Consider the following 23,287-nt stretch of genomic DNA (forward strand, 5'->3'; position numbering starts at 1 on the left):
TGTGACGGCGAATACCAGATTCTCACTGCGTTCAAAATGACAGTCGGCTCCTACCCTACTTACTGGTGGGCCAGCGCAGAGACGTTTGCAACGAAACCGGAATGCCGAAATCGGGCGAGCCATCGGGGCGCCAGGTGAAGGGCTGCATGCGGGCGCTGCGGCCTTCGCACTTGCCGTCGGCCTGCTCTTTGGCGTGGTATACCAGCCAGTCCTGGCCGTCGGGCGATTTGGCAAAGCCGTTGTGCCCGGTGCCCCACACGCGGTTTTCAACTGAGGGTTTAAACACGGGCTGCGGCGCTTTCGTCCACGACTCGGCCCGGAGCGGATCGGCGCCTTTAGCGGCTGTCAGCATGCCCAGGCAGTAGTTGTCGTCCCAGCAAGCGCTGGCCGAATACACAATGAACAGCTGACCTTTTTTGCCGGCCAAAAACTCCGGCCCCTCCAGAATCTGCCTACCCCCACCTTTCTCCCAAGCGTGGGTAGGGCGGGCGATGATGGCTTCTTTGCCTTGCTCGATAGTCCAGGGATTTTGCAGGGGCGCAATGCACAGCACGCTCTGCGGCCCCACGTAGGCCGAGTAGAGGAAATACGGCTTGCCGTTGTGCTCGAACACAGAGCCATCAAGGCCGGTGTATTTCGTGTTTACCCTACCCTTGTCTACCCATTGGCCCTGAGTAGGGTCGGCCGAGGCGTTTTCCAGCACAAACACATAGCGATGGTCGTCGTCGGGGTGGCCTTTGTCGGCGGCGGTGTAGTAGAGGTACCACTTGCCGCGCAGGTAATGCAGTTCCGGCGCCCAAATTTGGGCGGAGTTGGGGCCGGTAGTAGGGGGAGTCCAGACTGTGATGGGCTGGGCGCTTCCTACCTCACTGAGCTTCTGGGTTTTCCAGAGGGCAATGCGGTTGCCGAGCGTGTTAGTATAATAGTAATAGCCGCCGCGCTGCGCTACCCACGGGTCGGGACCGTTCTTCTGTAGCGGATTGGAAAATGATTGTTGCGCCCAGGCACTTATCGGGAGTAGTGCTACCAGCAAACCAGTGGCTACACTGCGTGGCAGTAGCCGTTGTCGGTGAAAGCAAGCTTTCTTCCTGATCTGAGCATATGCAACTACTTCTTTCTGTCTTCGCGAAAATCTAATCATCATGCAAACGTTTGCCTTAATACGTAATGGAATGTCAGCGTATGTATCCTAATAGAGATTATCAGCTAGCCAGAAAATAGCAGTATGTTTCCTACTAGTCCTCTCTCCTGGTCAAAATCCAGCTTAATGTTATGCGAGTGCTACTGAGTAGAGGAATGGCAAGCTACTTGTCTAACGCCAATAATGCAAACGTTTGCATCTGATGCCAAAAAACTCTTACTTGCTCGCCCAGCATTTACCTTTCCCTTGCATCATGATTTCCCGCCGTCACTTCCTCCAACAATCTGCTGCTGGCTTAGCCGCACTGGCCTTGGCCAACCAACAGGCCCTGGCTGCCGCCCGCACCTATACCAACCCCGTCTACCCTGGCTCTTTCCCCGACCCTTTCGTGCTTCGCCACGGTAAGCGTTATTACGCATTTGGCACCACAGGCCAGAGCCGCACCACCGATGGACGCATTTTTACGCTGCTTACTTCGGATAATATGGTAGACTGGCGGCCCCAAGGCGGCGTCCTCCTACCCCCACCTGAGGCCGAAGGTGCCGATTTCTGGGCGCCGGAAGTGGTGGAGCACAACGGTACGTTTTATATGTACTACTCCAAGGGCGGCGGCGCCATTGCGTCGTCGGTGGGGCACCGGCTCTACGTGGCTACCAGCCCGAAGCCCGAAGGCCCCTACCAGCAGGTAGCCATGCTGGACGTGCCGGAAAGCAAGTTTACGATTGATGCCCACGCCTTTCGCGACACTGACGGGCAGTGGTATCTGTTCTACGCCCGCGACTTTACGGATACCGACAACGGTTACCGCCCCGGCACCGGCCTGGCCGTGGATAAGCTAGTAGGCATGACCAAGCTGGCCGGCCAGAGCCGTACCGTGATGCGCGCTCGCCACGACTGGACGGTGTTTGAGAAAAACCGCACCATGCCGCTCTACGACAACCGCACTTTTGCGGAGTGGCACACGCTGGAAGGCCCCTTTGTACGTCGGCATAATGGCAAATATTACTGCTTCTACAGCGGCGCTAATTTTCTTACGGACCGTTACGGGGTAGACTATTGCGTGGCTGATACCGTGATGGGCCCCTACCAGGATACGGGGTCCGATAAGGGCGCCCGTGTGCTACACTCTATCCCCGGCAAGGTGCGCGGCCCCGGCCACCACTCGCACACCATGAGCCCCGATGGCAAAACCGAGTACCTCGTGTACCACGCCTGGGACGAGGGGATGAAGGAACGGCAACTCTGCATCGACAAGCTGCTCTGGACGGCCCAGGGCCCCCGCTGCCAAGGTCCTACCTATACGCCCCAGCCGACACCGCGGTAGCCTTGCCATTGCTGTTGTGTGCTTCTATTTCGAATCTTTATCCGTAGGAACACGCAACAATTTGCGCAAATTTGCGGCAACTGTTGTGCTTTCTTACTCTAATATCTCCAGAACTTGGCCCGCGCAAAAGCCTCCATTACCGACCTGGCCGAACAGCTGGGCATTTCTGTTTCTACCGTATCTCGGGCGCTTAGCAACCATCCCAGCATCAGCGACGCTACCAAACAGCGGGTGTGGAAGCTGGCCAAGGAGCTGCATTACCAGCCCAACCACCTCGCAGCTGGCCTGCGCAAAGGCCGCAGCAAGCTGCTAGGCGTAATTGTGCCGCACATCGACGGGCACTTTTTTACGCTAGTAGTTAAGGGCATCGAAACGGTAGCAACCAAGGCCGGTTTCAACGTGCTTATCTGCCAGTCGAACGAAGACGTGGCTCATGAGCGTAAGAACATCGAAACGCTGCTGGGGGCGCAGGTAGAGGGTATTCTGGTGTCGTTGTCGCGCACCACGCGCGACTTTCGGCATTTCGAAAAGGTACAGCAGCAGCAGATTCCATTGGTGTTTTTTGACCGGGTGCTGGATGGTCCCGACGTGAGTGCCGTGGTGCTCGATGACCGCGCCGGGGGTTACCAGTCTACCAAGCACCTCATTCAGCAGGGCTACCGGCGCATTGCGCACTTCGGTGGTCCACAACACCTCAATATCTACAAGGATCGGCGCCAGGGCTACCTCGATGCCCTACGCGAGCACAACCTACCCGTGGAGGAGGAGCTGATCCATATCGGCAACATGAAGATGGAAGACGGCGCTGCTGGCATTGCCCACCTGCTCGCCCTACCCCATCCCCCCGACGCTGTATTTTCGGCCAGCGACTTTGCGGCCGTGGGCGCTCTGCAGGTGCTCAAGCAGCGCGGTCTGCGTGTCCCTCAGGATATGGCGCTGGCAGGTTTCAGCAACGAAACCTTCACCTCCCTCACCGAGCCCATGCTCACTACCATCGACCAACGCTGCGAGCAGATGGGCCAGGCCGCCGTGCGCCTGTTTCTGGAGATTCTGGCCGAGCCCACCGGCGACTTCTCGCCCCGCCGCGTGGTACTCCGACCCGATTTGCTGGTGCGCAGCTCTTCGCAGCCTGTGTAATGTCATTCTGGGCGTAGCGCAGATGGACACATCGCGGGCAACCTTCGCGGCACTTTTGTTTCCTTTGCGTCACAATTCCCCTTCCATCTACTTTTCTCTGATGAATAAAGCCTTCTTGCTGAGCCTGGGTCTGTTTCTGACTACCGCTGCGACTACGCAGGCGCAAACCCCGGCTACGGCTACCACTGTAGCCGAGGCCACTCCTTACCGTGCCACCGCCACCAAGCGCAACGATCTGGTGCACACCAAGCTCGACGTGCGCTTCGACTATAAAAAGCGCTACCTCTACGGCAAAGAATGGGTGACGCTGAAGCCCCACGCCTACCCTACCGACTCGCTCCAGCTCGATGCCAAGGGCATGGATATTCAGACTGTAGCGCTAGTAAATGGCAATGCCAATCAGCCGCTGAAATTCACCTACGACGAGGAGTTTCTGCGCATCAACCTGGGCAAAACTGTGCAACCGGGCACTGAGTACACGGTGTACATCGAGTACACGGCCAAGCCCGACGAGCTGAAAGTGAAGGGCTCGGCGGCCATTACCGATGCCAAAGGCTTGTACTTCATCAATCCCGACAGCTCGGTGGCTGGCAAACCGGTGCAGATCTGGACCCAGGGCGAGACGGAAGCCTCCTCGGCGTGGTTCCCTACCATCGACCGACCCAACCAGAAAACCACTTCGGAAATTTCGATGACGGTGCCCAGCAAGTACGTAACGCTGAGCAACGGCAAAATGACCGACAGCAAGCCTGCCGGCGCTGGCCTCCGCACCGACACCTGGAAGATGGAACTGCCCCACTCGCCCTACCTCTTCATGATGGCTGTGGGCGACTTCAAAATCACGCACGACACGTGGCGCGGCAAGCCGGTAGATTATTACCTGGAGCCCAAATACGCGCCCTACGCTAAGGCAATCTTCGGCAATACGCCCGAGATGCTGGAGTTCTTCTCGAACCGCTTGGGCGTGGAATACCCTTGGAATAAGTATGCCCAAGTAGTAGCCCGCGACTACGTGAGCGGCGCCATGGAAAATACCACCGCTACCCTACACGGCGAGGCGGTAGCTGGCACAGCCCGCGAAATGCTGGACCGCCCTTACGGCAGCAGTGAGTCGATTGTGGCGCACGAGCTGTTTCACCAGTGGTTTGGCGACTACGTAACGGCCGAAAGCTGGAGCAACCTGACCGTGAACGAGTCGTTTGCCGATTTCTCGGAAGGCCTATGGGCCGAGCACAAGTATGGCAAAGACGCCGCCGACGCCCACCGCTTTGGCTATATCCGGCGCTACCTCAGCGGCCCCGGCAATGCCCAGAAGGACCTCGTGCGCTTCCACTACGCCGACAAAGAAGACATGTTTGATGGCGTGACCTACCAAAAGGGCGGTGCTATTCTGGATATGCTGCGCACCTACCTCGGCGACGACGTCTTCTTCAAATCCCTCACCAAATATCTCACCGACAACAAGTTCGGCAACGGCGAAGCACACCAGCTACGCCTGGCCTTCGAGGCTATGTCGGGTAAGGATTTGAACTGGTTTTTCAACCAGTGGTACTTCGGCGCCGGCCATCCCGTAGTGACTATCGACTACGGCTGGGATGCAGCCACCAAACAGCAGAGTGTCACTATCAAGCAAACGCAGGAAGGGCAAAAGTTCATCCTACCCCTGGCTATTGATGTGTATGTGAAGGGTAAGGCCGAGCGCCATCAGGTGTTGATGACGGAAGGCACGCAAACGTTCCGTTTTGCTGCTGCTGGCCAGCCTGAGCTGGTGAACGTGGATGCCACCAAAATGACGCTCTGGCAGAAAACCGACAACAAGCCGTTTAGCGCCTATGTGTACCAATACCAGCACGCGCCCCTGTATCTCGACCGGCGCGAGGCGCTGGTAGCGGCCCAGTCGCGCCAGAAGGAAGATGCTGCCGCCCGCACCCTGTTGTTCTCGGCTCTCAACGACAAATTCTACGGTCTGCGCTTGGCCGCTGCCCAGTCTCTGGACCTGAAAAATGCTGATCTGCGCAAGAAAGCGCCCGCCCTGTTGCGCAAGCAGCTCAGCCAGGAAAAGGAAACTGCCGTGCAGGCCGCATTGCTCAGCAGCCTCGCTACCCTCAACGATAAGCGTGACCAGAATCTGTACGAAAAGTACCTTGACAACCAGTCGTACAATGTACAGGGGGCGGCCCTCAACGGCCTGAGCCTGACCAAGCCTGCCGTGGCCCTGAGCCGTGCCAAATCATTGGAGGCCGATAGCCGTGGGGCCCTCACGCAAGCCATTACCGAAGTGTATGCCAAATACGGCGACGCCAGCCAGTGGCCCTATATTCAGGCGCAGTTTGATGAAGCGGGTGCGCAACAACGCATCAACATGCTGGAAGCTTTGGATGAGGTAATGGTGCGCACCACCGATCCGGCCATCTTCAATGCGGCCCTCACCCGTGTGAAGGAGTTGGGCATCAAGTACAAGCAATACGGCATCGACCAAGCGGTACTGGGTTTGCTGGGTGATGTGCAGCAGCGTAAAACCGGCGCTACGGCTACCCAGGCCAAACAAGACCTTGAAAAAGCCGCGCAGGAAATCCAGCAAGCGCAGTAGGTGGTGAGTGGTGAAATGGTGAATTTGTGAAGTAAAAGCGCCTGTCATCCTGAGCTTGCGAAGGACCTTATCATGTCAGAACTACTTTCGTAACAACGAATTGTTCTTGCGTGAGAAGGTCCTTCGCAAGCTCAGGATGACAGGCGCTTTTACTTCACAAATTCACCATTCTATGAGAAGCTGAACTTTCCACGGCGCGGGCGTGTCGGGAGCTATGCGCACGACCATATTGCTGACGGCTACCGGCTTGCTTCTGCTTGCTGGTCCGGCCCGCACCCTGGCCCAGAACCTCCCCTCCGACCCTGTAGAAAATGCGGATACGCCTTTTATCCGCAACCTCCGCCCCGACCGTCCGGGCCAGACCGTTACGACCAGTATGCTGCATCCCGGCCAGGTGCAGGTGGAACTGGGGACTTTGCGTTACGCGCCGCCAGATGGCTTGGGCCCGCGCCGCACGTTGTCGTCGGCGCTGCTGCGGGTAGGCTTTTTCAACCACATAGAGCTTCGGGCTTCGCAAGGGTATTTAGCGAGCGTATCCGCTCCTACCCCTGTCGGCGATGCGCCATTGCCTACCCTACCCTCTTACTCCAGCGGCTTTGCCCCGCTCACAGTAGGAGCTAAGTTCCTCGCTTCCAGCAACCAAGATGCTCGCTCTCAGGTGGTACTGCTTACCGAGCTGACCCTACCCACCGGCGACGCATCCTACCCTAACCAAACCTACGAGCCGGCAGCCCGCTTGCTGGTATCGCAGCAGCTGGGCCAGCGCTACGGCCTGGAGGCCAACGTGGGCTTTCGGCAGCGCGGCTTCCGGGCCGAGGGCACCAGCCAAGGACACTACTTGGGCACCTTAGCGCTGAATGGAGCTATTCTGCCCACCATCGGCTTTTTCGCCGAAACGTATACTTTCTGGCAGCGCATCTATGGCTGGCAGCCGGGCCTCACGGGCGGCTTGTACTGGCGCCTCCTCCCTGGCCTGCGCCTTGATCTGAATGCCGGAAATACTTGGCGTGCAGGCCGTGCCGCCCCGCAGATAGGCGCTGGATTAAGCGTGCGGCTACCGAAATAGTGAAAAAGTGAAGAGGTAAATAACGAGTAAAGGGGGTATCATCTTGAGTGCAGCGAAGGACCTTCTTCATTCGAACGACGGTCGTACCAATGACTTAGTTCGTACGTGAGAAGGTCCTTCGCTGCACTCAGGATGACACCCCCTTTACTCGTTATCTTACCGTCTACTCCTTCGCTACACGTGTAGGGGTTTGCTGGCCCGATATAATGCCGGTGGCGCTGCGGGCAATAGCGTTAATGACAGCCGTCATATTCTTTAAATCCAGGCTCTCAATTTCATCATCGACGGAGTGGTAGAGCTTATCCGTCGGAATCTGGTCGGTGCTGATGGTATGGGCCGGTACGCCTAGTTTTGCTAGTGTAGCGTTGTCGGAGCGGTAGAATAGGTTTTGCTCGGGGTAGGGGTCGGGTTCGAAACGGAAGGGCGAACCTTGTAGGTTCTGTTGTAGCAGCGGGCCAAAGTTGCTGCGCTCATAGCCGGTGATGAAGGCCGTGTTGGGGCCAAACTTCGCTATTTTGCCAATCATCTCAATGTTGAACATAGCCACCACCTTCTCCGGGTCGAGTTGGCGAGAGAAATACTGCGAGCCGAACCCACCTATCTCCTCAGCCGTGAAAGCTGCAAACACCAGCGTACGGGCGTTTTTCTTCTGTTTCTTGTAGTACTCAGCCAGGGCTACCACGGCTGTAGTACCGCTGGCATCGTCGTCAGCGCCGTTGGCGATGGAGTCGCCGGCTACGGCTTTGATAATGCCCAGGTGGTCGTAGTGCGCCGAGAAGACCACCATTTCTGGGGCCAGTTTTTTGTCGCGGCCGGGTAGCACTCCTACCACATTGCGCATGGCTATCGGCCGGATAGTGGTAGCGCCCGTAACGGCATAGGTAGGCGCCTCACTATTTAACGGTGTAGTGGCCAGCAACATAACAACGGCATGTTCCGCTGGCTTCTGGCCTTTCACAGAGCCGCGGTTCAGCCCCAACAACCGCTTAAACGGCGCCTGATGGGTAGGGTCTACCACCACCACGGCGTCTTCGTGCAGGTCTAGCAGCGGCCGCACCACTTGGTACAGGTTGTCTTGAGCGCCGACCACAACGGTACGCACTCCGGCATCGGCATTGGTCCAGCTGACCTGCGGCCGGCCTGAAACCAGCACAATGTTATCTGCGGGCAGGTCTGCCCCATTTAGGGTAGCTGTGCGGGCGGTGGCTTGTGCCTCATAGGCCTCAAACTCCTGCAAAAATCCGCTTTGACCAGGCAACGGCTTTAGTCCGATGCGCTTGAATTCAGCCGCCAGAAACTGGCCGGCTTTCAGGTTGCCGGGGCCGGCGCTGGGGCGGCCGCCCATATCGTCGGCCGTAAGAGTGCGGGCCACGCGCTCCACGGTAGCCGCCGATACAGCCGGTTGCTTTTGGGCAGTAGATGAAAAGCCAATCAGCAAGCCAGCCGTTAAGAGAAGAAGGTGTTTCATGAAGCAAGCTTACTGCTTTGCACTAGGTTCTGCAACTGAGTGGTAGGTGAACTACAAAAGACGCAATATAATGCGCCTCTCCTTCCCTACCCAGCCGGATCCACTACCCGCATCAGCACCATCAGGTCAGCCTCCGATTTGCCCATGCTCCGGTTGCGGTCGGCTTCGCTTTTCAATTTGGACGTTAGCTCCGGCGCCGCGCTTTGCAACGCTTTCAGTGTGAGTTTGGTGATAGGAACTACTGTGCCATCGGGCCGGCACAGGTAGTATGTTTCCTTGGTCACTAGCTCGTCGTAGCGTTTGTCTTGGCTATAGGCGCCTTTGTAGCTGGCTTGCTCCATTTTCTTTTGGTACTGCTTGAGCACCGTATACTTGCCCTCATGCAGCACCTCCACAAACTCGCGGCCCTGCGCTGGATTCGGGGCTTCCGCGAAGCGCCGAAAGCGCCGCTCGGGGATAGAGCCACCGGCATCCGTCAGCACGAAGCTTTTCACGCGGTTTTCGTTCAGCAACATCGAGTCGGTGCGGGCAGGCTGACGGGCGTAGAGGAGCTGCTGCACCACATCGTATTTCAGCAACACAGGTTGCAGTTTCACATCGTGGTCGGTGGTGACGACGGCCGGCAGCCAGCGGGCAATGGCGTAGGGTGAACCTACCAGTCCCTGATAGCGCGTATCAACGGTATAACCCTGGCCCCCGCGCACAATAGAGTTGATGTTCTCCTGGGCCATCACGCCGCTGCCGCTCGTCGGCACCTGGCTCACCTGCGCCTTGCTTTGTTGCATTGCCAACCCCAACAAGACGGCCGCGACTCCGCCCCAACGAACTGCCCACTGTGTAGTTGCGTACTGCATAATGATTCTAATTTTTAAATAAAGAGAATGTTCCGACGTTGGCTCTAACGGTTCTGCTTTTCTGGCAGTATGCAGTGGTCTACCCCGTTTGTATACATAGATAAGCAGCTGCCCACAAAGTTTTATGTTTGCTGCTCATTCTTTGCTTTTTTCTTACTATTCCATGCGCATCCCTCTGCTTTTCACTACTATAACCACCGCGGCGTTGCTTGGCAGCTGCGCCACCCGCGAGCCGGCCGAAACCAACCAGACACCTGCTACCGCTGCAACGCCCCTCCGCGGCACGTACTGGGTGCTTCACCAACTAGGCAATTCAGCCGTGACTACTCCCGCAGACAGCCAGGAGCTATACCTTACCTTGAGTGCCGACAGCAGCAACAGCGCCCAAGGGCAAGCCGGCTGCAACCGCTTTCGGGGCCGCTTCACTCTCGCCGCCAACGATCAGCTGAGCTTCTCACCGCTCATGTCCACCAAAATGGCATGCCCGCGCTTGGCGTTGGAAAGCCGCTACATAAGCGCCCTCGAGGGCACTACCCGCTACCAACTCGCCGGCGACACGCTGCGCCTACTAGGTGCCCCCGCCGGTACGCAAGTGGTGGCACAATTTCATGCCGGTACAGCTCCAGAGTAAAGAGGTATTGAGTTAAAAAGCGTCTGTCATCCTGAGCGAAGGACCTTCGCTCAGGATGACAGACGCTTTTTAACTCAATACCTCTTACCCCAGCGTCAGCACCAAATCGTCGGCATTCACGAGGGTGCCTTCTTCCAGCGTTACGGCTTCCACGGTGGTATCGTCGGGGGCCGTGATGGTGGTTTCCATTTTCATGGCCTCGATGATGAACAGCGGCGCGTTGCGCTTCACTTCCTCACCAGGCTTCACCAGCACGCGCGACAACAACCCTTGCAGCGGCGCACCTACTTGGCGGGGGTTGGCTTTGTCGGCCTTGGCGTTTTGGACCTTCTTCACTTCCACCGACCGGTCGCGCACTTCCAGGTTGCGGGTTTCGCCATTGATGGAAAAGAACACGGTACGCTTGCCCTCGTCGTTGGCAATGCCCAAAGAGCGGAACTTCACAATGATGCTCTTGCCTCGGGCAATGTCGATGATGCTTTCCTCGCCGGGCTGCATACCGTAGAAAAACAGCCGTGTAGGCACCACCGACACGTCACCGTACTCCTGCACAAACGCCCAGTACTGCTCGAACACTTTAGGATAGAGCAAGTAGGAAAGCAAATCCGTAAACTCCACGCCCGGCCCAAATTTTTCCTGGAACGCCTTCCATTCCGCATCAAAGTCGATGGGTTCCAGATGGGCGTTCGGGCGGTCGGTGTACGGCTGCTGGTCTTTCAGGATGATTTCCTGCAACCCCTCGGGCCAGCCACCCTCGGGCTGCCCAATGTCGCCGCGGAACAGGCTTTGCACCGATTCGGGGAAGTTCAACGTCTGGCCTTTGTCCCACACGTCCTGAGTGGTCAGGTTGTTCGATACTAGGAACAGGGCCATATCGCCTACTACCTTCGAGGACGGTGTCACCTTCGTGATGTCGCCGAACAGCTGGTTCACGTCGGCAAACGTCTTTTTAATCAGCTCAAACTTATCGGCCAGGCCCAGAGCCGCGGCCTGCGGACGTAGGTTGGAATACTGCCCACCAGGAATTTCGTGCTGAAACACGTCGGCCGACCCAGCTTTCAGACCCGATTCAAACGGCTGGTAGTACGTGCGCACGCCTTCCCAATAGTTGCTGAACTCGTTGAGGCTCTGCTGATCAAACTCGCGGTGGCGGGGCGTGTGGCGCAACATTTCCACCGTGGCGTTGAAGTTGGGCTGCGAAGTGAGACCCGAAAGGCTACCCAAGGCTACATCAATCACATTTACGCCGGCCTCTACGGCCTTGAGGTAGGTAGCAGCTTGCAGGCTGCTGGTGTCGTGGGTGTGCAGGTGGATGGGTAGGCTCACGGTGTCGCGCAGGCCCGCAATTAGCTCCTGGGCAGCGTAGGGCTTCAAGAGGCCCGCCATGTCCTTGATGCAGAGGATATGGGCGCCAGCATCTTCAATTTGCTTGGCTAGGCGCAGGTAGTAGTCCAGGTTGTACTTCTTGTTCTGTGGGTCCAGCAGGTCGTTCGTGTAGCAGATGCTGGCCTCGGCCAGTCCTTGCGTTTTCTCGCGCACAAACCGGATGCAGCTCTCCATGCCCGGCATCCAGTTCAGCGAGTCGAAAATGCGGAACACGTCGATACCGGTTTCCCAGCTCTGTTGCACGAAGCGCTCTACCAGGTTGTCGGGGTAGGCCTTGTAGCCCACGCCGTTGGCACCCCGGATCAGCATTTGCAACAGAATGTTGGGCACGGCCTCACGCAGCTTGGCCAGGCGCTCCCAGGGGTCTTCGTGCAGAAAGCGTAGGGCTACATCGAAGGTGGCACCGCCCCAGCACTCCAGCGAAAACGCTTGGGGGTGCTGCTTGGCGAAGCGCTCGGCCACCTTCAGCATATCAAACGTGCGCATACGCGTGGCCAGCAGGCTCTGGTGGGCGTCGCGCAGGGTGGTATCGGTGTAGTGAATGAGGTTGTCCTCGCGCAGCCACTTGGCAAAGCCCTCCGGCCCCAGCTCGGTGAGGCGGTTTTTGGTACCGGGGGGATAGGGCGCGGTAGCGTCGTAGTGGGGCAGCTTGGGCTTGGGCATGTCGCGGGCCGGGTCCTGGGCACCGTGCACGTCGGGGTTGCCGTTCACGATGATGTCGCCTAAGAAGCTCAGCAGCTTAGTACCGCGGTCCTGACGCACCTCAAACTTAAACAGTTCGGGGTGGTCTTTGATAAAGTCAACCGTAGCGCTACCATTCTGGAAATCAGGGTGCGATACGATATTTTGCAAAAACTGAATATTGGTGCGCACGCCCCTAATCCGGAACTCCCACAGGGTGCGCAGCATCCGTTCGGCGGCCTCCTTAAGGGTAGGCGCCTGCGCCGACACCTTCACCAGCAGCGAGTCGAAAAACGGTAGAATCTTGGCGCCCTGGTACACCGAGCCCTGGTCGAGGCGAATACCAAAACCGCCCGCCGAACGGTAGGCCACGATGGTGCCATAATCGGGCTTGAAGTCGTTTTCGGGGGCCTCGGTGGTGAGGCGGCACTGCAAGGCAAAGCCCGTGATGCGGGGCCGCACCTGCGGATCGAGGTTGATTTCGGGGTCCTGCAAGTGGTAACCCGACGCGATATAGAGCTGGGTTTTGATGAGGTCGACGCCCGTCACCATCTCCGTGACGGTGTGCTCTACCTGAATGCGCGGGTTAACCTCAATGAAGTAAATCTCGCCCGCTTCCGGCTTCACCAAAAATTCCACTGTGCCCACGTTGTTGTAGTTCACAGCGCGGGCCAAGCGCAGGGCGTAGTCATAGAGCTGTTCGCGTAGTTCCTCAGCCAGGCCTAGCGCGGGCGCCACCTCTACTACCTTCTGAAAGCGGCGCTGCACGGAGCAGTCACGCTCATAGAGGTGCGTCACGCTGCCGTAAGCGTCGGCCACTACCTGCACCTCAATGTGCTTGGGCTGCTCCACAAACTTTTCCAGGAACACGGTATCGTCGCCGAAGGCTTTTAGAGCCTCGTTGCGGGCCTCGAAAAAGCCTTTTTCCAGCTGGTCATCGTCGCGGATGACGCGCATGCCCCTACCCCCGCCGCCCGAGGCAGCCTTCAGCATCACGGGGTAGCCGATACGGTTGGCCTCAGTCCGGGCCGTTTCAAAGTCGTTCAGTTCTTCTTCACTACTCTGAATAATGGGCACTTGCTCACGCAGGGCCACTTCCTTGGCGCGCACTTTGTCGCCAAGGGCTTCCATCACCTCGGGGCGCGGCCCTACGAAGATGATACCTTCCTCGCCGCAGCGCCGGGCCAGGGTAGCATTTTCGCTCAGGAAGCCGTAGCCGGGGTGGATGGCATCTACGCCGTTGTCCTTCGCTACGCGCAACAGGCCTTCAATATCAAGGTAGGGCTTCAGGGGGTCGTCGTCCTCGCCTATCTGGTAGGCCTCGTCGGCCTTGTAGCGGTGCAGAGAGTAGCGGTCCTCGAAGGTATACACGGCCACCGTAGTGATGCCTAGTTCAGTAGCAGCCCGCATCACGCGGATGGCAATTTCGCCCCGGTTAGCAACGAGGAGTTTGCGAATATTCATGAGTACGTACAGGTGTTTTTGGTCAGCGCGGGCTCAAACTAGGCAATAATTTAACAGAACACGCAGAAACACCCTGTTTTCCTATCAATATTTCAACGCAACGGGCATTTAGCGAGAATACTCTTTTCACCTAATTGAGTAAAAAATAGGCGTTGGGCTTGCATTGAATTATTTGCGCCGTATATTTGCACTACCGCTCCCGAAACGGAGCACTTATCAAGAAAGGCGGAGGGACAGGCCCGAAGATGCCTTAGCAACCGGTAGCAGGACTACAAGGTGCTAAATCCTGTTCTGACTCAGCTACGGCTGAATTGGAAGAAGATAAGTTACAAGATGCTCATCGACTGCAGACGATGCTAGCTCTTCTGACTTATCGGAAGAGCTTTTTTTTATGCCCTTCCGGTGAGAAATCTTGATGAAGTGTTTTGGCTGAAGGGATGCGTTTACGTCCATTTTTCAACGCAAACGTCATTCAACCATGCAAGCTGCAACCCGCCTCCTCCACTCTATTCCCGTTGATGAACTGACCGGCTCTATTGCCGTGCCGATCTACCAGACTTCCACCTTCGTGCAGGAAGCGCCCGGCGTAAATAAGGGCTACGACTACGCCCGCACCGGCAACCCTACCCGCTGTACACTGGAAAAGCTGGTAGCTACCCTCGAAAACGGCCACGCCGGCTACGCGTTTGCCAGCGGCCTGGCCGCCATTGATGCCGTGGTGAAACTACTCTCGGCCGGCGACCAGATTGTGGCCATTGATGATCTGTATGGCGGCGCTTTCCGCCTGTTTGAGCACGTGTATCGTCGTTTGGGCATCGATATCGTGTATTGTGATACGGCCAATCCGGCCAATGTAGCGGCGGCCATCACGCCCAAAACCAAACTGGTGTGGCTGGAATCACCTTCCAACCCTACCCTGAAAGTGTCGGACATTGCCACTATTGCCGACATTGCCCATGCCAACAACGCCTGGCTGTGCGTGGACAACACCTTCGCCTCGCCTATCCTGCAGCAGCCCCTCGACCTGGGCGCCGACATTGTGGTACACAGCGGCACTAAGTACCTGGGCGGCCACTCTGACCTGATTGCGGGCCTAGTAGTGGCTAAAACCGAAGAAATTGCGCTGCAACTGAAGTTTATTCAGAACGCATCGGGTGGTATTCTGGGGCCGTTTGATTCTTTTTTGGTGATTCGCGGACTGGAAACGCTCCCGCTGCGCATTGAGCGGCACAGCGCTTCGGCTCTGAAAGTTGCACAGTTCTTGCAAACTCGTCCCGAGGTAGCGGCTGTGTACTACCCTGGCCTGGAAGAGCACCCCAACCATGCTGTAGCGAAAAAGCAGCAGCCAAAAGGCTTTGGTGGCATCGTTGCCCTCAAGCTGAAAGAAGACACGCAGGAAGCCGCTATCAATTTGGTTACCAGCACCAAATACTTCAAACTAGCTGAAAGCCTGGGCGGAGCCAAGAGCCTGCTCTGCCACCCAGCCACCATGACACACAAATCGACGCCAGTAGACCAGCGTCGTGCGGCCGGCGTAGCCGATAGCCTGGTGCGCCTGTCAGTAGGCTTGGAAGATGCCGAAGACCTGATTGCCGACCTAGCCCAGGCTCTCGACCAGCTTAGCGCCGCCGCTACGGCCGTGGCCGATCTGAAACAGGAAGCTGAACTCGCTTAAGGATACCGCATGACCCGCTCCGACATTCGTATTGGTTTATTTGGGTTTGGCGTGGTAGGCCAGGGCCTGCACACGGTGCTGGAACGCACGCCTGGCCTGCGCGCCCGCATCGGCCGCATTGGGGTGAAGGACCGCACCAAGCAGCGTAGCCTACCCGCCGAGCTGTTTACGTTTGACCGCAACGCCCTGCTGGATGATGCGTCGCTGAACGTGATTGTGGAGCTGATTGATGATGCCGACGAAGCCTACTACATCGTGACCGAAGCCCTGCGCCGGGGCAAAGCCGTGGTGACAGCCAACAAGAAGATGCTGGCCGAGCACCTTCCCGAACTCATTGAGTTGCAGCGCCAGACCGGTACGCCCCTACTTTACGAGGCAGCCGCCTGTGCCAGCCTACCCGTGATTCGGAACCTGGAAGAGTACTACGACACCGACCTGTTGGAGGCAGTGGAGGGCATCATCAATGGCTCTACCAACTACATCCTCACGGCCATGCACCGTGACGCTATTTCCTTTGCCGAAGCGCTTAGCAAGGCGCAGGCACTGGGCTTCGCGGAGAGCAACCCGGCCCTGGACGTAGAGGGCCTCGATGCCCGCAACAAGCTGGTGCTGCTGCTCACGCACGCCTTCGGTCTGGTGACCTCGCCCCAGGAAATCCTGGCCGTGGGCATCGACCGGCTAAGCAACCTGGCCTCCGACTACGCCCGCGAAAAAGGGCTGGCGCTCAAGCTCATTGCCGAAGCCCGCCGCCTACCCGACGGCAATGTGGCCGCCGCCGTGCTGCCTACCCTAGTGCGCCCCGAGCACGAGCTGGCACGGGTGCAGGATGAGTACAATGGCCTCATCACCCAGAGCGGCTTCACCGACCGACAGTTTTTCCTAGGCCGCGGCGCAGGGGCCGTACCTACTGCTTCGGCCGTGCTCAGCGACTTGTCGGCACTTACTTACGGCTACCGCTACGAGTACAAGAAGATCAGCCAGAATACCGACTCGGCCCTGACGCCCGAGGCCGCCGAGGTAGATGTGCTGGTGACATTCACTGACGAGTACGCGCCTCAGGAAACTGATTTCACGCGGGTGCACGAAACGTTCCACTCGGCTACGCGTGGGCACTACCTCACCGGCACCATCGGGCTGGCGCAGCTGGCACAGGCCGAGTGGTTGCAGCTGCCGGGCATTTGTGTAGTGCGCCTCCCTACCCCACTTCGGGCTGCCGCCAATGCTCAGCTTGCTGATACTCAGCTCGCCGGAGCCGAGGCTGTTTTCGCGGAGTAACTAATTATCACCCAAAAAAGCTCGACCGCTAGCAGGGATATTTTCTCTGCTAGCGGTCGAGCTTTTTTGGGTGATGGATAGCCTTTTGCGGGCATTCCTGCGTAGCAGAAACTCAACTGTTCATCTGCTACGTTTTTATGGAATTTGCTGATAAGAATATTCTTCTAGTAGGAGCTTCCTCGGGTATTGGCTTGGCTACGGCCCGCTTGCTGCACGGCATGAAGGCCAACCTATACACGGCATCGCGGCACGAGTCGGCGGAGTTGGCTGAGTTGGGTACCACATTCCTACCCCTCGACGTAACCGCACCCTTTGCTCCTACCGCTTTCGATGCCCTACCCGACACGTTGCACGGCGTGGCGTACTGCCCCGGCAGCATCCGGCTGCGTCCGTTTGAGCGCATTGCGCCGGCCGATTTCCGACAGGATTTCGAGCTAAATGTGCTGGGTGCTGTGCAGGTGGTGCAGGCGGTAGTGAAGCGGCTGAAAAAAGCCAATGGCGCTTCCATCGTGCTGTTTAGTACAGTGGCCGCCGAAACGGGCATGAGCTTCCATACCAGCGTGGCCACGGTGAAGGCTGCCGTAGAAGGCCTCACCCGCGCCCTAGCCGCCGAGTATGCCGGCGCTGGTATTCGCGTGAACTGCATTGCGCCCTCCCTCACCGATACGCCCCTAGCTGCTACCCTCCTCAATACCCCCGAGAAAGCCGAGGCCAGTGCCAAGCGCCACCCCTTGCAACGGGTAGGACAGCCTCAGGACATGGCCTACATGGCGTCTTTTCTTCTCTCCGACCACAGCAGCTTCATCACCGGCCAAGTACTACCTGTAGATGGTGGTATGAGCCGGTTGAAGTAGCGCGGGCCTAGATGGTCCCTGTCATCCTGAGCCTGCGAAGGACCTTCTACCAATTGAACGACCATCGTAACGACAACTCGTTCAATTGGCAGAAGGTCCTTCGCAGGCTCAGGATGACAGATTTCTTTCAGTCCCATGAGAAACCCACCCGTATGAAACTCACGATATTCTGGCACCGGCGCGATTTGCGCATCACCGACAACACCGGCTTGGCGGCGGCGCTGCAAGGGGAGGCGCCGGTAGTGCCGTTGTTCATCTTCGACCGCGACATTCTGGATAAGCTACCTAGCAAGCAAGATGCCCGCGTCACGTTTATATATGATGCAGTGGAGCAGCTGGCCCAGGAAACCGGAGGCGCCAGTGGCACTATGCTGGTATGCTATGGCAAGCCAGAGGAGGTATTCGAACAGTTGCTGAAGGACTACGACCTGGCCGCTGTGCACACCAACGAGGACTACGAGCCCTACGCTCGCCAGCGCGACGAGGCCATAGCCAAGCTCCTAAAACAGAAAAACGTGCCCTTCACAGCGCACAAAGACCAGGTAATTTTTGCCAAGGACGAGGTGCTGACTAAATCGGGCACGGCGGCCAAGGTATACGGCGCTTATAATAAGGCTTGGCGGGCGGCCCTGCAGGACGACAGCTTTCAGGAACGCCCGTCGCGGCAACTGTTTACTAAGAAGAACCTACACCGTATAGATCAAGCTCCGGCTCGCCCTACCCTGGCAGATATGGGATTTGAGCGGTATGAGCAGCCCGTAACCCCCGCTCAACTACTCAATAAAAACGACGTAGAGCACTACGACAAAACCCGCAACCGCCTCGCCGACGACCATGGTACTACCCACCGCTCGGTGCACCTGCGCCACGGCACCCTCAGCGTGCGGCAGCTCATGAGCCAGGCCCAGGAGCTGAACGACAAATTGCTGGACGAGTTGATTTGGCGCGACTACTTTATGATGCTGCTCTGGCACTTCCCCGAAACCGCTGAGGAAAGCTACGACAAGCCGTTTCGGCGCATTGAGTGGCGCAACAACCAAGAGGAGTTTGCGGCGTGGTGCGAGGGGCGCACGGGTTTCCCGCTGGTAGATGCCGGCATGCGCCAGCTCAACCAAACCGGCTGGATGCACAACCGCGCCCGCATCACCACGGCCAGCTTTCTGATTAAAGATTTGCTGATTGACTGGAAATGGGGCGAGCAATATTTTGCCGACAAGCTCATCGATTACGACATGAGCAACAACATCGGCAACTGGCAGTGGACGGCCGGCACCGGCGTGGTGTCGGCTCCCTGGTTTCGCATCTTCAGCCCCGAGAGTCAGCTCCAGAAATACGACCCCAAGCTGGAGTACGTGAAGGCCTGGATTCCGGAGTTTGGCACCGACGCCTACCCCCAGCCGATAGTCGACCACAAGGAGGCGCGCCAGCGTGCGTTGGATGCCTTTCGCGCCGCCCGTAAATAGGCTTTTTGCGGCAACTTAAACCCTTGCTCAACGGTTATACTCTCATGGAAAAGGAAGCTATCAAACTCGCTTATCTCGACTACGTGCTGCGCAAAGGCCAGCCGCCGGTTTCGGTCTACAAGCTCATGCACAAGTTGGGCAGCACTGAAGCCGAGTTCTACCAGCACTATGCCACCTTTGCGGCCATCGACCGCGAGATTTGGGCTGACTTTGGACGCGATGCTCGTGCTCGTGCCGCCGAGGAACCGGTATGGGAGCAATACGGCGCCCGCGAAAAGCTGCTGGGTTTCTACTACACCTTGCTGGAAATTTTGAAACAAAACCGCAGTTACGCGCTGTGGTCGTTGCGCTATTCACTTTCCAAAATGCCGGGCATGACGCCGCGTATTCTGGACGATTTCCGCCAGGGTTTCGAGCAGTTTGTGGCCGATATCCTGCGCGATGGTCGTCGCACTGAGGAAGTGGCCTCTCGCCCCATGATTCAGGAGAAATACCCACGTGCTTTCTGGCAGCAGATGCTATTTGTGCTGGGCTTTTTCGCTAAAGACGACTCTCTGGGTTTCGAGCGCACCGATGCTGCTATCGAAAAAGCTGTTACGCTGAGCTTTGACTTGGTAGGCCGCAACACACTGGACTCAGCCGTGGATTTTGTGCGGTTTCTGGTGCAGAGCCGTTAGGATTGCGCTTTCCCGAAGGACTGTCCTGCTGAACAGAGTCGAAGCCTCTCGCGTGCTGATGCTAGATAATATCCAACGTCAGCACGCGAGAGGCTTCGACTCTGTTCAGCAGGATGGTCTGCAATATTATTCCACCCCATGCCAGATTCCCCTAAGCCGCTCGTTTCCCTACCCACCACCAAGGTTGCCCGTGCTGCCCGTTTCGCCAAAACCGGTTTGAATGTGGGCGCTAACTACGTGAAGCATTATGCCAAGCGGGCGGTGGGCGCCGAAAGCACTACCGCCGACCTGCACCAGGCCAATGCCGAGGAACTGTACGGCGCGCTAAGCGAAATGAAAGGCTCGGTGCTGAAGGTGGCGCAAATGCTGGCGATGGAGAAGAATATCCTACCGACAGCCTACTCCGAGCAGTTTGCCCAGGCCCAGTACCAAACGCCGCCGTTGTCGGGGCCGCTGATTGTGAAGGCGTTTCGCGACGCATTTGGCAAGTCGCCTTTCGACTTGTTTGATACGTTTGACTTGAATGCCCGGCAGGCAGCCAGCATCGGGCAAGTGCACTTTGCTGAAAAGGAGGACAAAGCCTTAGCAGTGAAGGTGCAATACCCCGGCGTGGCCGACAGTATCCGCTCCGATATTCGGATGGTGAAGCCCGTGGCTTTGCGCGTACTAGGGCTAGACGAGACGCAGATGCGGCCTTATCTGGAGGAAGTGGAAACCCGCCTGCTGGAGGAAACCGACTATCAGTTGGAACTGCGCCGCGGACAGGAAATTGCGGCTCAGTGTGGGCACATTCCGCATCTGCGTTTTCCGGCCTACTACCCTACCCTCTCGGCCGCCCGCATTCTTACGATGGACTGGCTGCCGGGCCAACACCTCAAGGAATTCTTGGCAACCAACCCCACTCAGGCTGTGCGCAACCAGTTGGGTCAGGCCCTATGGGACTTCTATGCCTTTCAGATGCACACGTTGCGCCAGGTGCACGCCGACCCGCACCCCGGCAACTTCCTGCTCGATGCCACCAACGGTGGCACACTAGGCGTGCTGGATTTTGGCTGCGTGAAGAATATTCCGGCCGATTTCTACCAGTTGTTTTTCGCTCTGCTCGACCCCGCCGTACTAGCCGACGACGCCCGCCTTGCGGAGTTGCTTACCCAATTGGAAGTCCTTCGGCCTGATGATGCCCCTACCCTACGTGACCTGTACCTGCGCACACTGCGCATTTCGCTGGAGCTGGTGGCGCGGCCTTTTCACCAGCCGGTGTTCAACTTCGGTGACCCAGCGTACATGCAAGCTGTGTATGCCCTCGGCGACGACCTGATGCAGGAGCCTGAGTTGCGGAAGCAGCGCGAGCCACGCGGCTCCCGGCACTTCATCTACGTCAATCGCACCTATGTAGGGCTCTACGCTTTACTAGCTGAGCTGGGCGCTGAGGTAAAAACCAGCTAGGGGCGCGTTGTACGCGCCTGTCGTACAATGGCAGCACCTCATCTTTCTCCCCTCCAACCCTCTTATTTCATGAAAAAACTTCTAACTCTCTGCCTGCTGCTGTTAGTCACTCTCCCATTTGCTTCGGCTCAAATGACGATGAGTTGCTGCGCCAAACCCGCTGCCGCCACCGAAGCTTTTGCCATGCTCGCCAATGATGACGCCTTCGTGGGCGGCCACGATGCCCCCCTACCCTATACCTACCAGGGCGCTGGCAACATGGTTTCCTACCCTACCCCCGATGGCAAAACGGCGAAAGCCTTTATGCTTAAAAGCACTACTCCTTCCACTAAGTATCTTTTCGTGATTCATGAGTGGTGGGGCCTGAATGACTACATCAAGCGCGAGGCAGCGGGCTTTGCGCGGGAGCTGCCCGGCGTCAACATCGTTGCCCTCGACCTCTACGATGGGCAGATAGCCACCGCACCCGCCGAGGCCGGCAAGATCATGCAGAGCGTGCAAACCAGCCGGGCCGAGGCCATTATTAAAGGTGCTATGCAATACGCTGGTTCTAAGGCGCAGATTGCTAGCATTGGTTGGTGCTTCGGCGGAGGCTGGTCGCTGCAAACGGCGCTGCTGGCCGGCAAGCAGGCCGTAGGCTGCGTGATGTACTATGGCATGCCGGAAAAAGACGTAGCCCGCCTAAAAACGCTGAACACCGATGTGCTGGGCATCTTTGCGCTTCAGGACAAGTCGATTTCACCCACTGTAGTGGCCCAGTTCCAGAAAGACATGGCCGCCGCCGGTAAAAAGCTGACGGTGAAAAACTACGACGCTGTGCACGCCTTTGCCAACCCCAGCAACCCCAACTACAACAAAACCTACGCCGACGAAGCCCACGAGTTGGCCGTGGCGTATTTGAAAAAAAGCTTCAAGTTGAAGTAGTATAGTTAGAAAGGCACAGACGCGCAAAGCCCTGTCATTCTGCGCTGGCGAAGAACCTGCTCACACTAGAACAAGACGTTGCTACATCAATCGTTCAAGTGTGAGCAGATCCTTCGCCAGGCAGAATGACAGGGCTTTTTCTCTGACAACTACCTCCCCCCTACCGCACCGCCAATTGCCAGTTGCTGGCCAGCAAGGCCGCCAAATCGGCTACGCTTTCGGTTAGCTGCTCCCAAGAATTGAGCGCAAAGTATTGGTCCTGATAGTGCGCCTCAGAATAGGGCGTGTGCAGCACCGTAGCCAGATCAAACGGGTGGCGCACATCGGTGCTGTTCAACCAGTGGTGAATTTCACCCGCTGACGACAGCAAACCCGCTCCGTAGATGCGTGTGCTGCCGCCTTCCGTCACAAGCCCAAACTGTACGGTGAAGCCGTAGAGCCGCTCCAGTTTTTGCAGTGCTACTGTATCGTGCAAATGCTGACCAGCTACCCTACCCAAAAAGTGCAGAAAATCGGCGAAGGCGTGATCCATTAATAGGGGCAAGTGGCCAAAGGCGCAGTGGAATAAGTCAGGCTCCTCGATGAAATCGAATTGCTGCATAGACCGAATCCAGGTGGTAACCGGGAATTTGCGGTCGGCGAGCAGACCGAAGAAGGTAGCGTCATCCAGCTCACCATCTACGGGCGCAATTTCCCAACCAGTACGCCGCCGTAGTCGCTCATTTACTTCCTCAAATCGAGGAATACCAGTACGCTGAAAACCAATCTGTTGCAGACCTTGCACGAATGCCGTGGCCGCACGTTTGTGTAGCAGCGCCGTTTGACGGTCAAACAAAACCTTCCAGACCAGTTGGTCCTGGGTAGTGTAGTGATGGTAGTGTTGCGTATCCATAGCTTTTGACATAAAAAAAGCCCGGCCTCCGGGTGGAGTCGGGCTTTCGTGGTTTACAGCGTTGTACGTCATGGTTTAGCTTCCGTACTGGCAATACCGCCCGACTCCGTCCTCCGCGGGACGAATATTCAGCATGGCAAAGCACTTGACGGATTGTTGTTGCATGACAAAACAAATATAGAGAATATTTTGAATTTGATACTTTCGTTTAAAAAAAATATCAAAAAAGTGTCGTAAAATATAAAAAATCATTACATAATATTAGTTTTTGATGATATTATTATAACTAAAGGGCGCTTATCTTATCAATTAAGCAACAACCCGTTCAGCTTTACCGAT

17 protein-coding genes and 1 riboswitch are annotated in these 23,287 nt (G+C 57.2%); of the genes, 12 read left to right on the forward strand and 5 right to left on the reverse strand.

All coding sequences use genetic code 11. From position 1 onward, the window contains the following. Positions 1-55 precede the first annotated feature (55 nt). Positions 56-1,033 (reverse strand): glycoside hydrolase family 43 protein, encoded by a 978-nt coding sequence (locus MUN82_RS11015; RefSeq protein ID WP_245097489.1) that lies wholly within the window; start codon positions 1,031-1,033, stop codon positions 56-58. A gap of 361 nt (positions 1,034-1,394) precedes the next feature. Here MUN82_RS11015 and MUN82_RS11020 point away from each other — a divergent pair, with 361 nt between their 5' ends. From MUN82_RS11020 to MUN82_RS11035, 4 genes are all read left to right on the forward strand, one after another. After that, positions 1,395-2,465, forward strand: a complete 1,071-nt coding sequence (locus tag MUN82_RS11020; RefSeq protein ID WP_245097491.1) for a glycoside hydrolase family 43 protein — start codon at positions 1,395-1,397, stop codon at positions 2,463-2,465. 114 nt (positions 2,466-2,579) lie between these two features. After that, positions 2,580-3,602 carry a LacI family DNA-binding transcriptional regulator gene (locus MUN82_RS11025; protein ID WP_245097493.1) on the forward strand — a complete coding sequence of 341 codons (1,023 nt, stop codon included), beginning with the start codon at positions 2,580-2,582 and terminating at the stop codon, positions 3,600-3,602. Positions 3,603-3,702: 100 nt separating this feature from the next. Then, a complete protein-coding gene (locus tag MUN82_RS11030) occupies positions 3,703-6,192 on the forward strand; it encodes a M1 family metallopeptidase (RefSeq protein ID WP_245097495.1) in 2,490 nt (829 codons plus the stop codon). Between the two features lie 214 nt (positions 6,193-6,406). Continuing rightward, the gene (locus MUN82_RS11035; RefSeq protein ID WP_245090084.1) at positions 6,407-7,258 is read left to right on the forward strand and encodes a transporter; all 852 of its coding nucleotides are present in this window, start codon (positions 6,407-6,409) and stop codon (positions 7,256-7,258) included. A 163-nt stretch (positions 7,259-7,421) separates the two neighbouring features. On the opposite strand, the gene MUN82_RS11040 is transcribed toward MUN82_RS11035, so the two are convergent. Further along, positions 7,422-8,726, reverse strand: coding sequence for a M20/M25/M40 family metallo-hydrolase (locus MUN82_RS11040; RefSeq protein WP_245090087.1), 1,305 nt, complete (start codon positions 8,724-8,726; stop codon positions 7,422-7,424). A gap of 86 nt (positions 8,727-8,812) precedes the next feature. Then, positions 8,813-9,580, reverse strand: a complete 768-nt coding sequence (locus MUN82_RS11045; RefSeq protein WP_245090089.1) for a hypothetical protein — start codon at positions 9,578-9,580, stop codon at positions 8,813-8,815. Positions 9,581-9,743: 163 nt separating this feature from the next. On the opposite strand from MUN82_RS11045, the gene MUN82_RS11050 reads away from it, so the two are divergent. After that, positions 9,744-10,211: an META domain-containing protein gene (locus tag MUN82_RS11050; RefSeq protein WP_245090094.1), complete on the forward strand. Its 468-nt coding sequence runs from the start codon at positions 9,744-9,746 to the stop codon at positions 10,209-10,211. An 84-nt stretch (positions 10,212-10,295) separates the two neighbouring features. On the opposite strand, the gene MUN82_RS11055 is transcribed toward MUN82_RS11050, so the two are convergent. After that, positions 10,296-13,742 (reverse strand): pyruvate carboxylase, encoded by a 3,447-nt coding sequence (locus tag MUN82_RS11055; protein WP_245090095.1) that lies wholly within the window; start codon positions 13,740-13,742, stop codon positions 10,296-10,298. Between the two features lie 210 nt (positions 13,743-13,952). Next, positions 13,953-14,070, forward strand: a riboswitch (SAM riboswitch). 150 nt (positions 14,071-14,220) lie between these two features. Here MUN82_RS11055 and MUN82_RS11060 point away from each other — a divergent pair. The 7 genes from MUN82_RS11060 (at position 14,221) to MUN82_RS11090 (ending at position 22,056) form a co-directional block, all read left to right on the forward strand. Then, the gene (locus MUN82_RS11060; RefSeq protein ID WP_245090097.1) at positions 14,221-15,417 is read left to right on the forward strand and encodes a trans-sulfuration enzyme family protein; all 1,197 of its coding nucleotides are present in this window, start codon (positions 14,221-14,223) and stop codon (positions 15,415-15,417) included. Positions 15,418-15,426: 9 nt separating this feature from the next. Beyond that, the gene (locus tag MUN82_RS11065) at positions 15,427-16,692 is read left to right on the forward strand and encodes a homoserine dehydrogenase (protein ID WP_245090100.1); all 1,266 of its coding nucleotides are present in this window, start codon (positions 15,427-15,429) and stop codon (positions 16,690-16,692) included. 137 nt (positions 16,693-16,829) lie between these two features. After that, the gene (locus MUN82_RS11070) at positions 16,830-17,546 is read left to right on the forward strand and encodes an SDR family NAD(P)-dependent oxidoreductase (protein ID WP_245090102.1); all 717 of its coding nucleotides are present in this window, start codon (positions 16,830-16,832) and stop codon (positions 17,544-17,546) included. 152 nt (positions 17,547-17,698) lie between these two features. After that, positions 17,699-19,009, forward strand: coding sequence for a cryptochrome/photolyase family protein (locus MUN82_RS11075; protein ID WP_245090105.1), 1,311 nt, complete (start codon positions 17,699-17,701; stop codon positions 19,007-19,009). Between the two features lie 44 nt (positions 19,010-19,053). Further along, positions 19,054-19,686 (forward strand): TetR/AcrR family transcriptional regulator, encoded by a 633-nt coding sequence (locus MUN82_RS11080; protein ID WP_245090108.1) that lies wholly within the window; start codon positions 19,054-19,056, stop codon positions 19,684-19,686. Between the two features lie 138 nt (positions 19,687-19,824). Then, on the forward strand, positions 19,825-21,132 hold the full coding sequence (locus MUN82_RS11085; RefSeq protein WP_245090111.1) for an ABC1 kinase family protein: 1,308 nt from the start codon (positions 19,825-19,827) through the stop codon (positions 21,130-21,132). Between the two features lie 69 nt (positions 21,133-21,201). Beyond that, on the forward strand, positions 21,202-22,056 hold the full coding sequence (locus MUN82_RS11090) for a dienelactone hydrolase family protein (protein WP_245090114.1): 855 nt from the start codon (positions 21,202-21,204) through the stop codon (positions 22,054-22,056). Positions 22,057-22,216: 160 nt separating this feature from the next. On the opposite strand, the gene MUN82_RS11095 is transcribed toward MUN82_RS11090, so the two are convergent. Continuing rightward, on the reverse strand, positions 22,217-22,948 hold the full coding sequence (locus MUN82_RS11095) for a phenylalanine 4-monooxygenase (protein ID WP_245090117.1): 732 nt from the start codon (positions 22,946-22,948) through the stop codon (positions 22,217-22,219). Positions 22,949-23,287 lie beyond the last annotated feature (339 nt).

Source organism: Hymenobacter aerilatus (assembly GCF_022921095.1).
In the GTDB taxonomy this organism is placed as follows: Bacteria; Bacteroidota; Bacteroidia; order Cytophagales; family Hymenobacteraceae; genus Hymenobacter; species Hymenobacter aerilatus.

Excerpts from the sequence above, each read along its gene's own strand:
- MUN82_RS11020 (WP_245097491.1), top strand. The coding sequence starts at position 1,395 with ATGATTTCCCGCCGTCACTTCCTCCAACAATCTGCTGCTGGCTTAGCC.
- MUN82_RS11030 (WP_245097495.1), top strand. The coding sequence starts at position 3,703 with ATGAATAAAGCCTTCTTGCTGAGCCTGGGTCTGTTTCTGACTACCGCT.
- MUN82_RS11035 (WP_245090084.1), top strand. The coding sequence starts at position 6,407 with ATGCGCACGACCATATTGCTGACGGCTACCGGCTTGCTTCTGCTTGCT.
- MUN82_RS11040 (WP_245090087.1), bottom strand. The coding sequence starts at position 8,726 with ATGAAACACCTTCTTCTCTTAACGGCTGGCTTGCTGATTGGCTTTTCA.
- MUN82_RS11045 (WP_245090089.1), bottom strand. The coding sequence starts at position 9,580 with ATGCAGTACGCAACTACACAGTGGGCAGTTCGTTGGGGCGGAGTCGCG.
- MUN82_RS11050 (WP_245090094.1), top strand. The coding sequence starts at position 9,744 with ATGCGCATCCCTCTGCTTTTCACTACTATAACCACCGCGGCGTTGCTT.
- MUN82_RS11055 (WP_245090095.1), bottom strand. The coding sequence starts at position 13,742 with ATGAATATTCGCAAACTCCTCGTTGCTAACCGGGGCGAAATTGCCATC.
- MUN82_RS11060 (WP_245090097.1), top strand. The coding sequence starts at position 14,221 with ATGCAAGCTGCAACCCGCCTCCTCCACTCTATTCCCGTTGATGAACTG.
- MUN82_RS11065 (WP_245090100.1), top strand. The coding sequence starts at position 15,427 with ATGACCCGCTCCGACATTCGTATTGGTTTATTTGGGTTTGGCGTGGTA.
- MUN82_RS11070 (WP_245090102.1), top strand. The coding sequence starts at position 16,830 with ATGGAATTTGCTGATAAGAATATTCTTCTAGTAGGAGCTTCCTCGGGT.
- MUN82_RS11075 (WP_245090105.1), top strand. The coding sequence starts at position 17,699 with ATGAAACTCACGATATTCTGGCACCGGCGCGATTTGCGCATCACCGAC.
- MUN82_RS11080 (WP_245090108.1), top strand. The coding sequence starts at position 19,054 with ATGGAAAAGGAAGCTATCAAACTCGCTTATCTCGACTACGTGCTGCGC.
- MUN82_RS11085 (WP_245090111.1), top strand. The coding sequence starts at position 19,825 with ATGCCAGATTCCCCTAAGCCGCTCGTTTCCCTACCCACCACCAAGGTT.
- MUN82_RS11090 (WP_245090114.1), top strand. The coding sequence starts at position 21,202 with ATGAAAAAACTTCTAACTCTCTGCCTGCTGCTGTTAGTCACTCTCCCA.
- MUN82_RS11095 (WP_245090117.1), bottom strand. The coding sequence starts at position 22,948 with ATGGATACGCAACACTACCATCACTACACTACCCAGGACCAACTGGTC.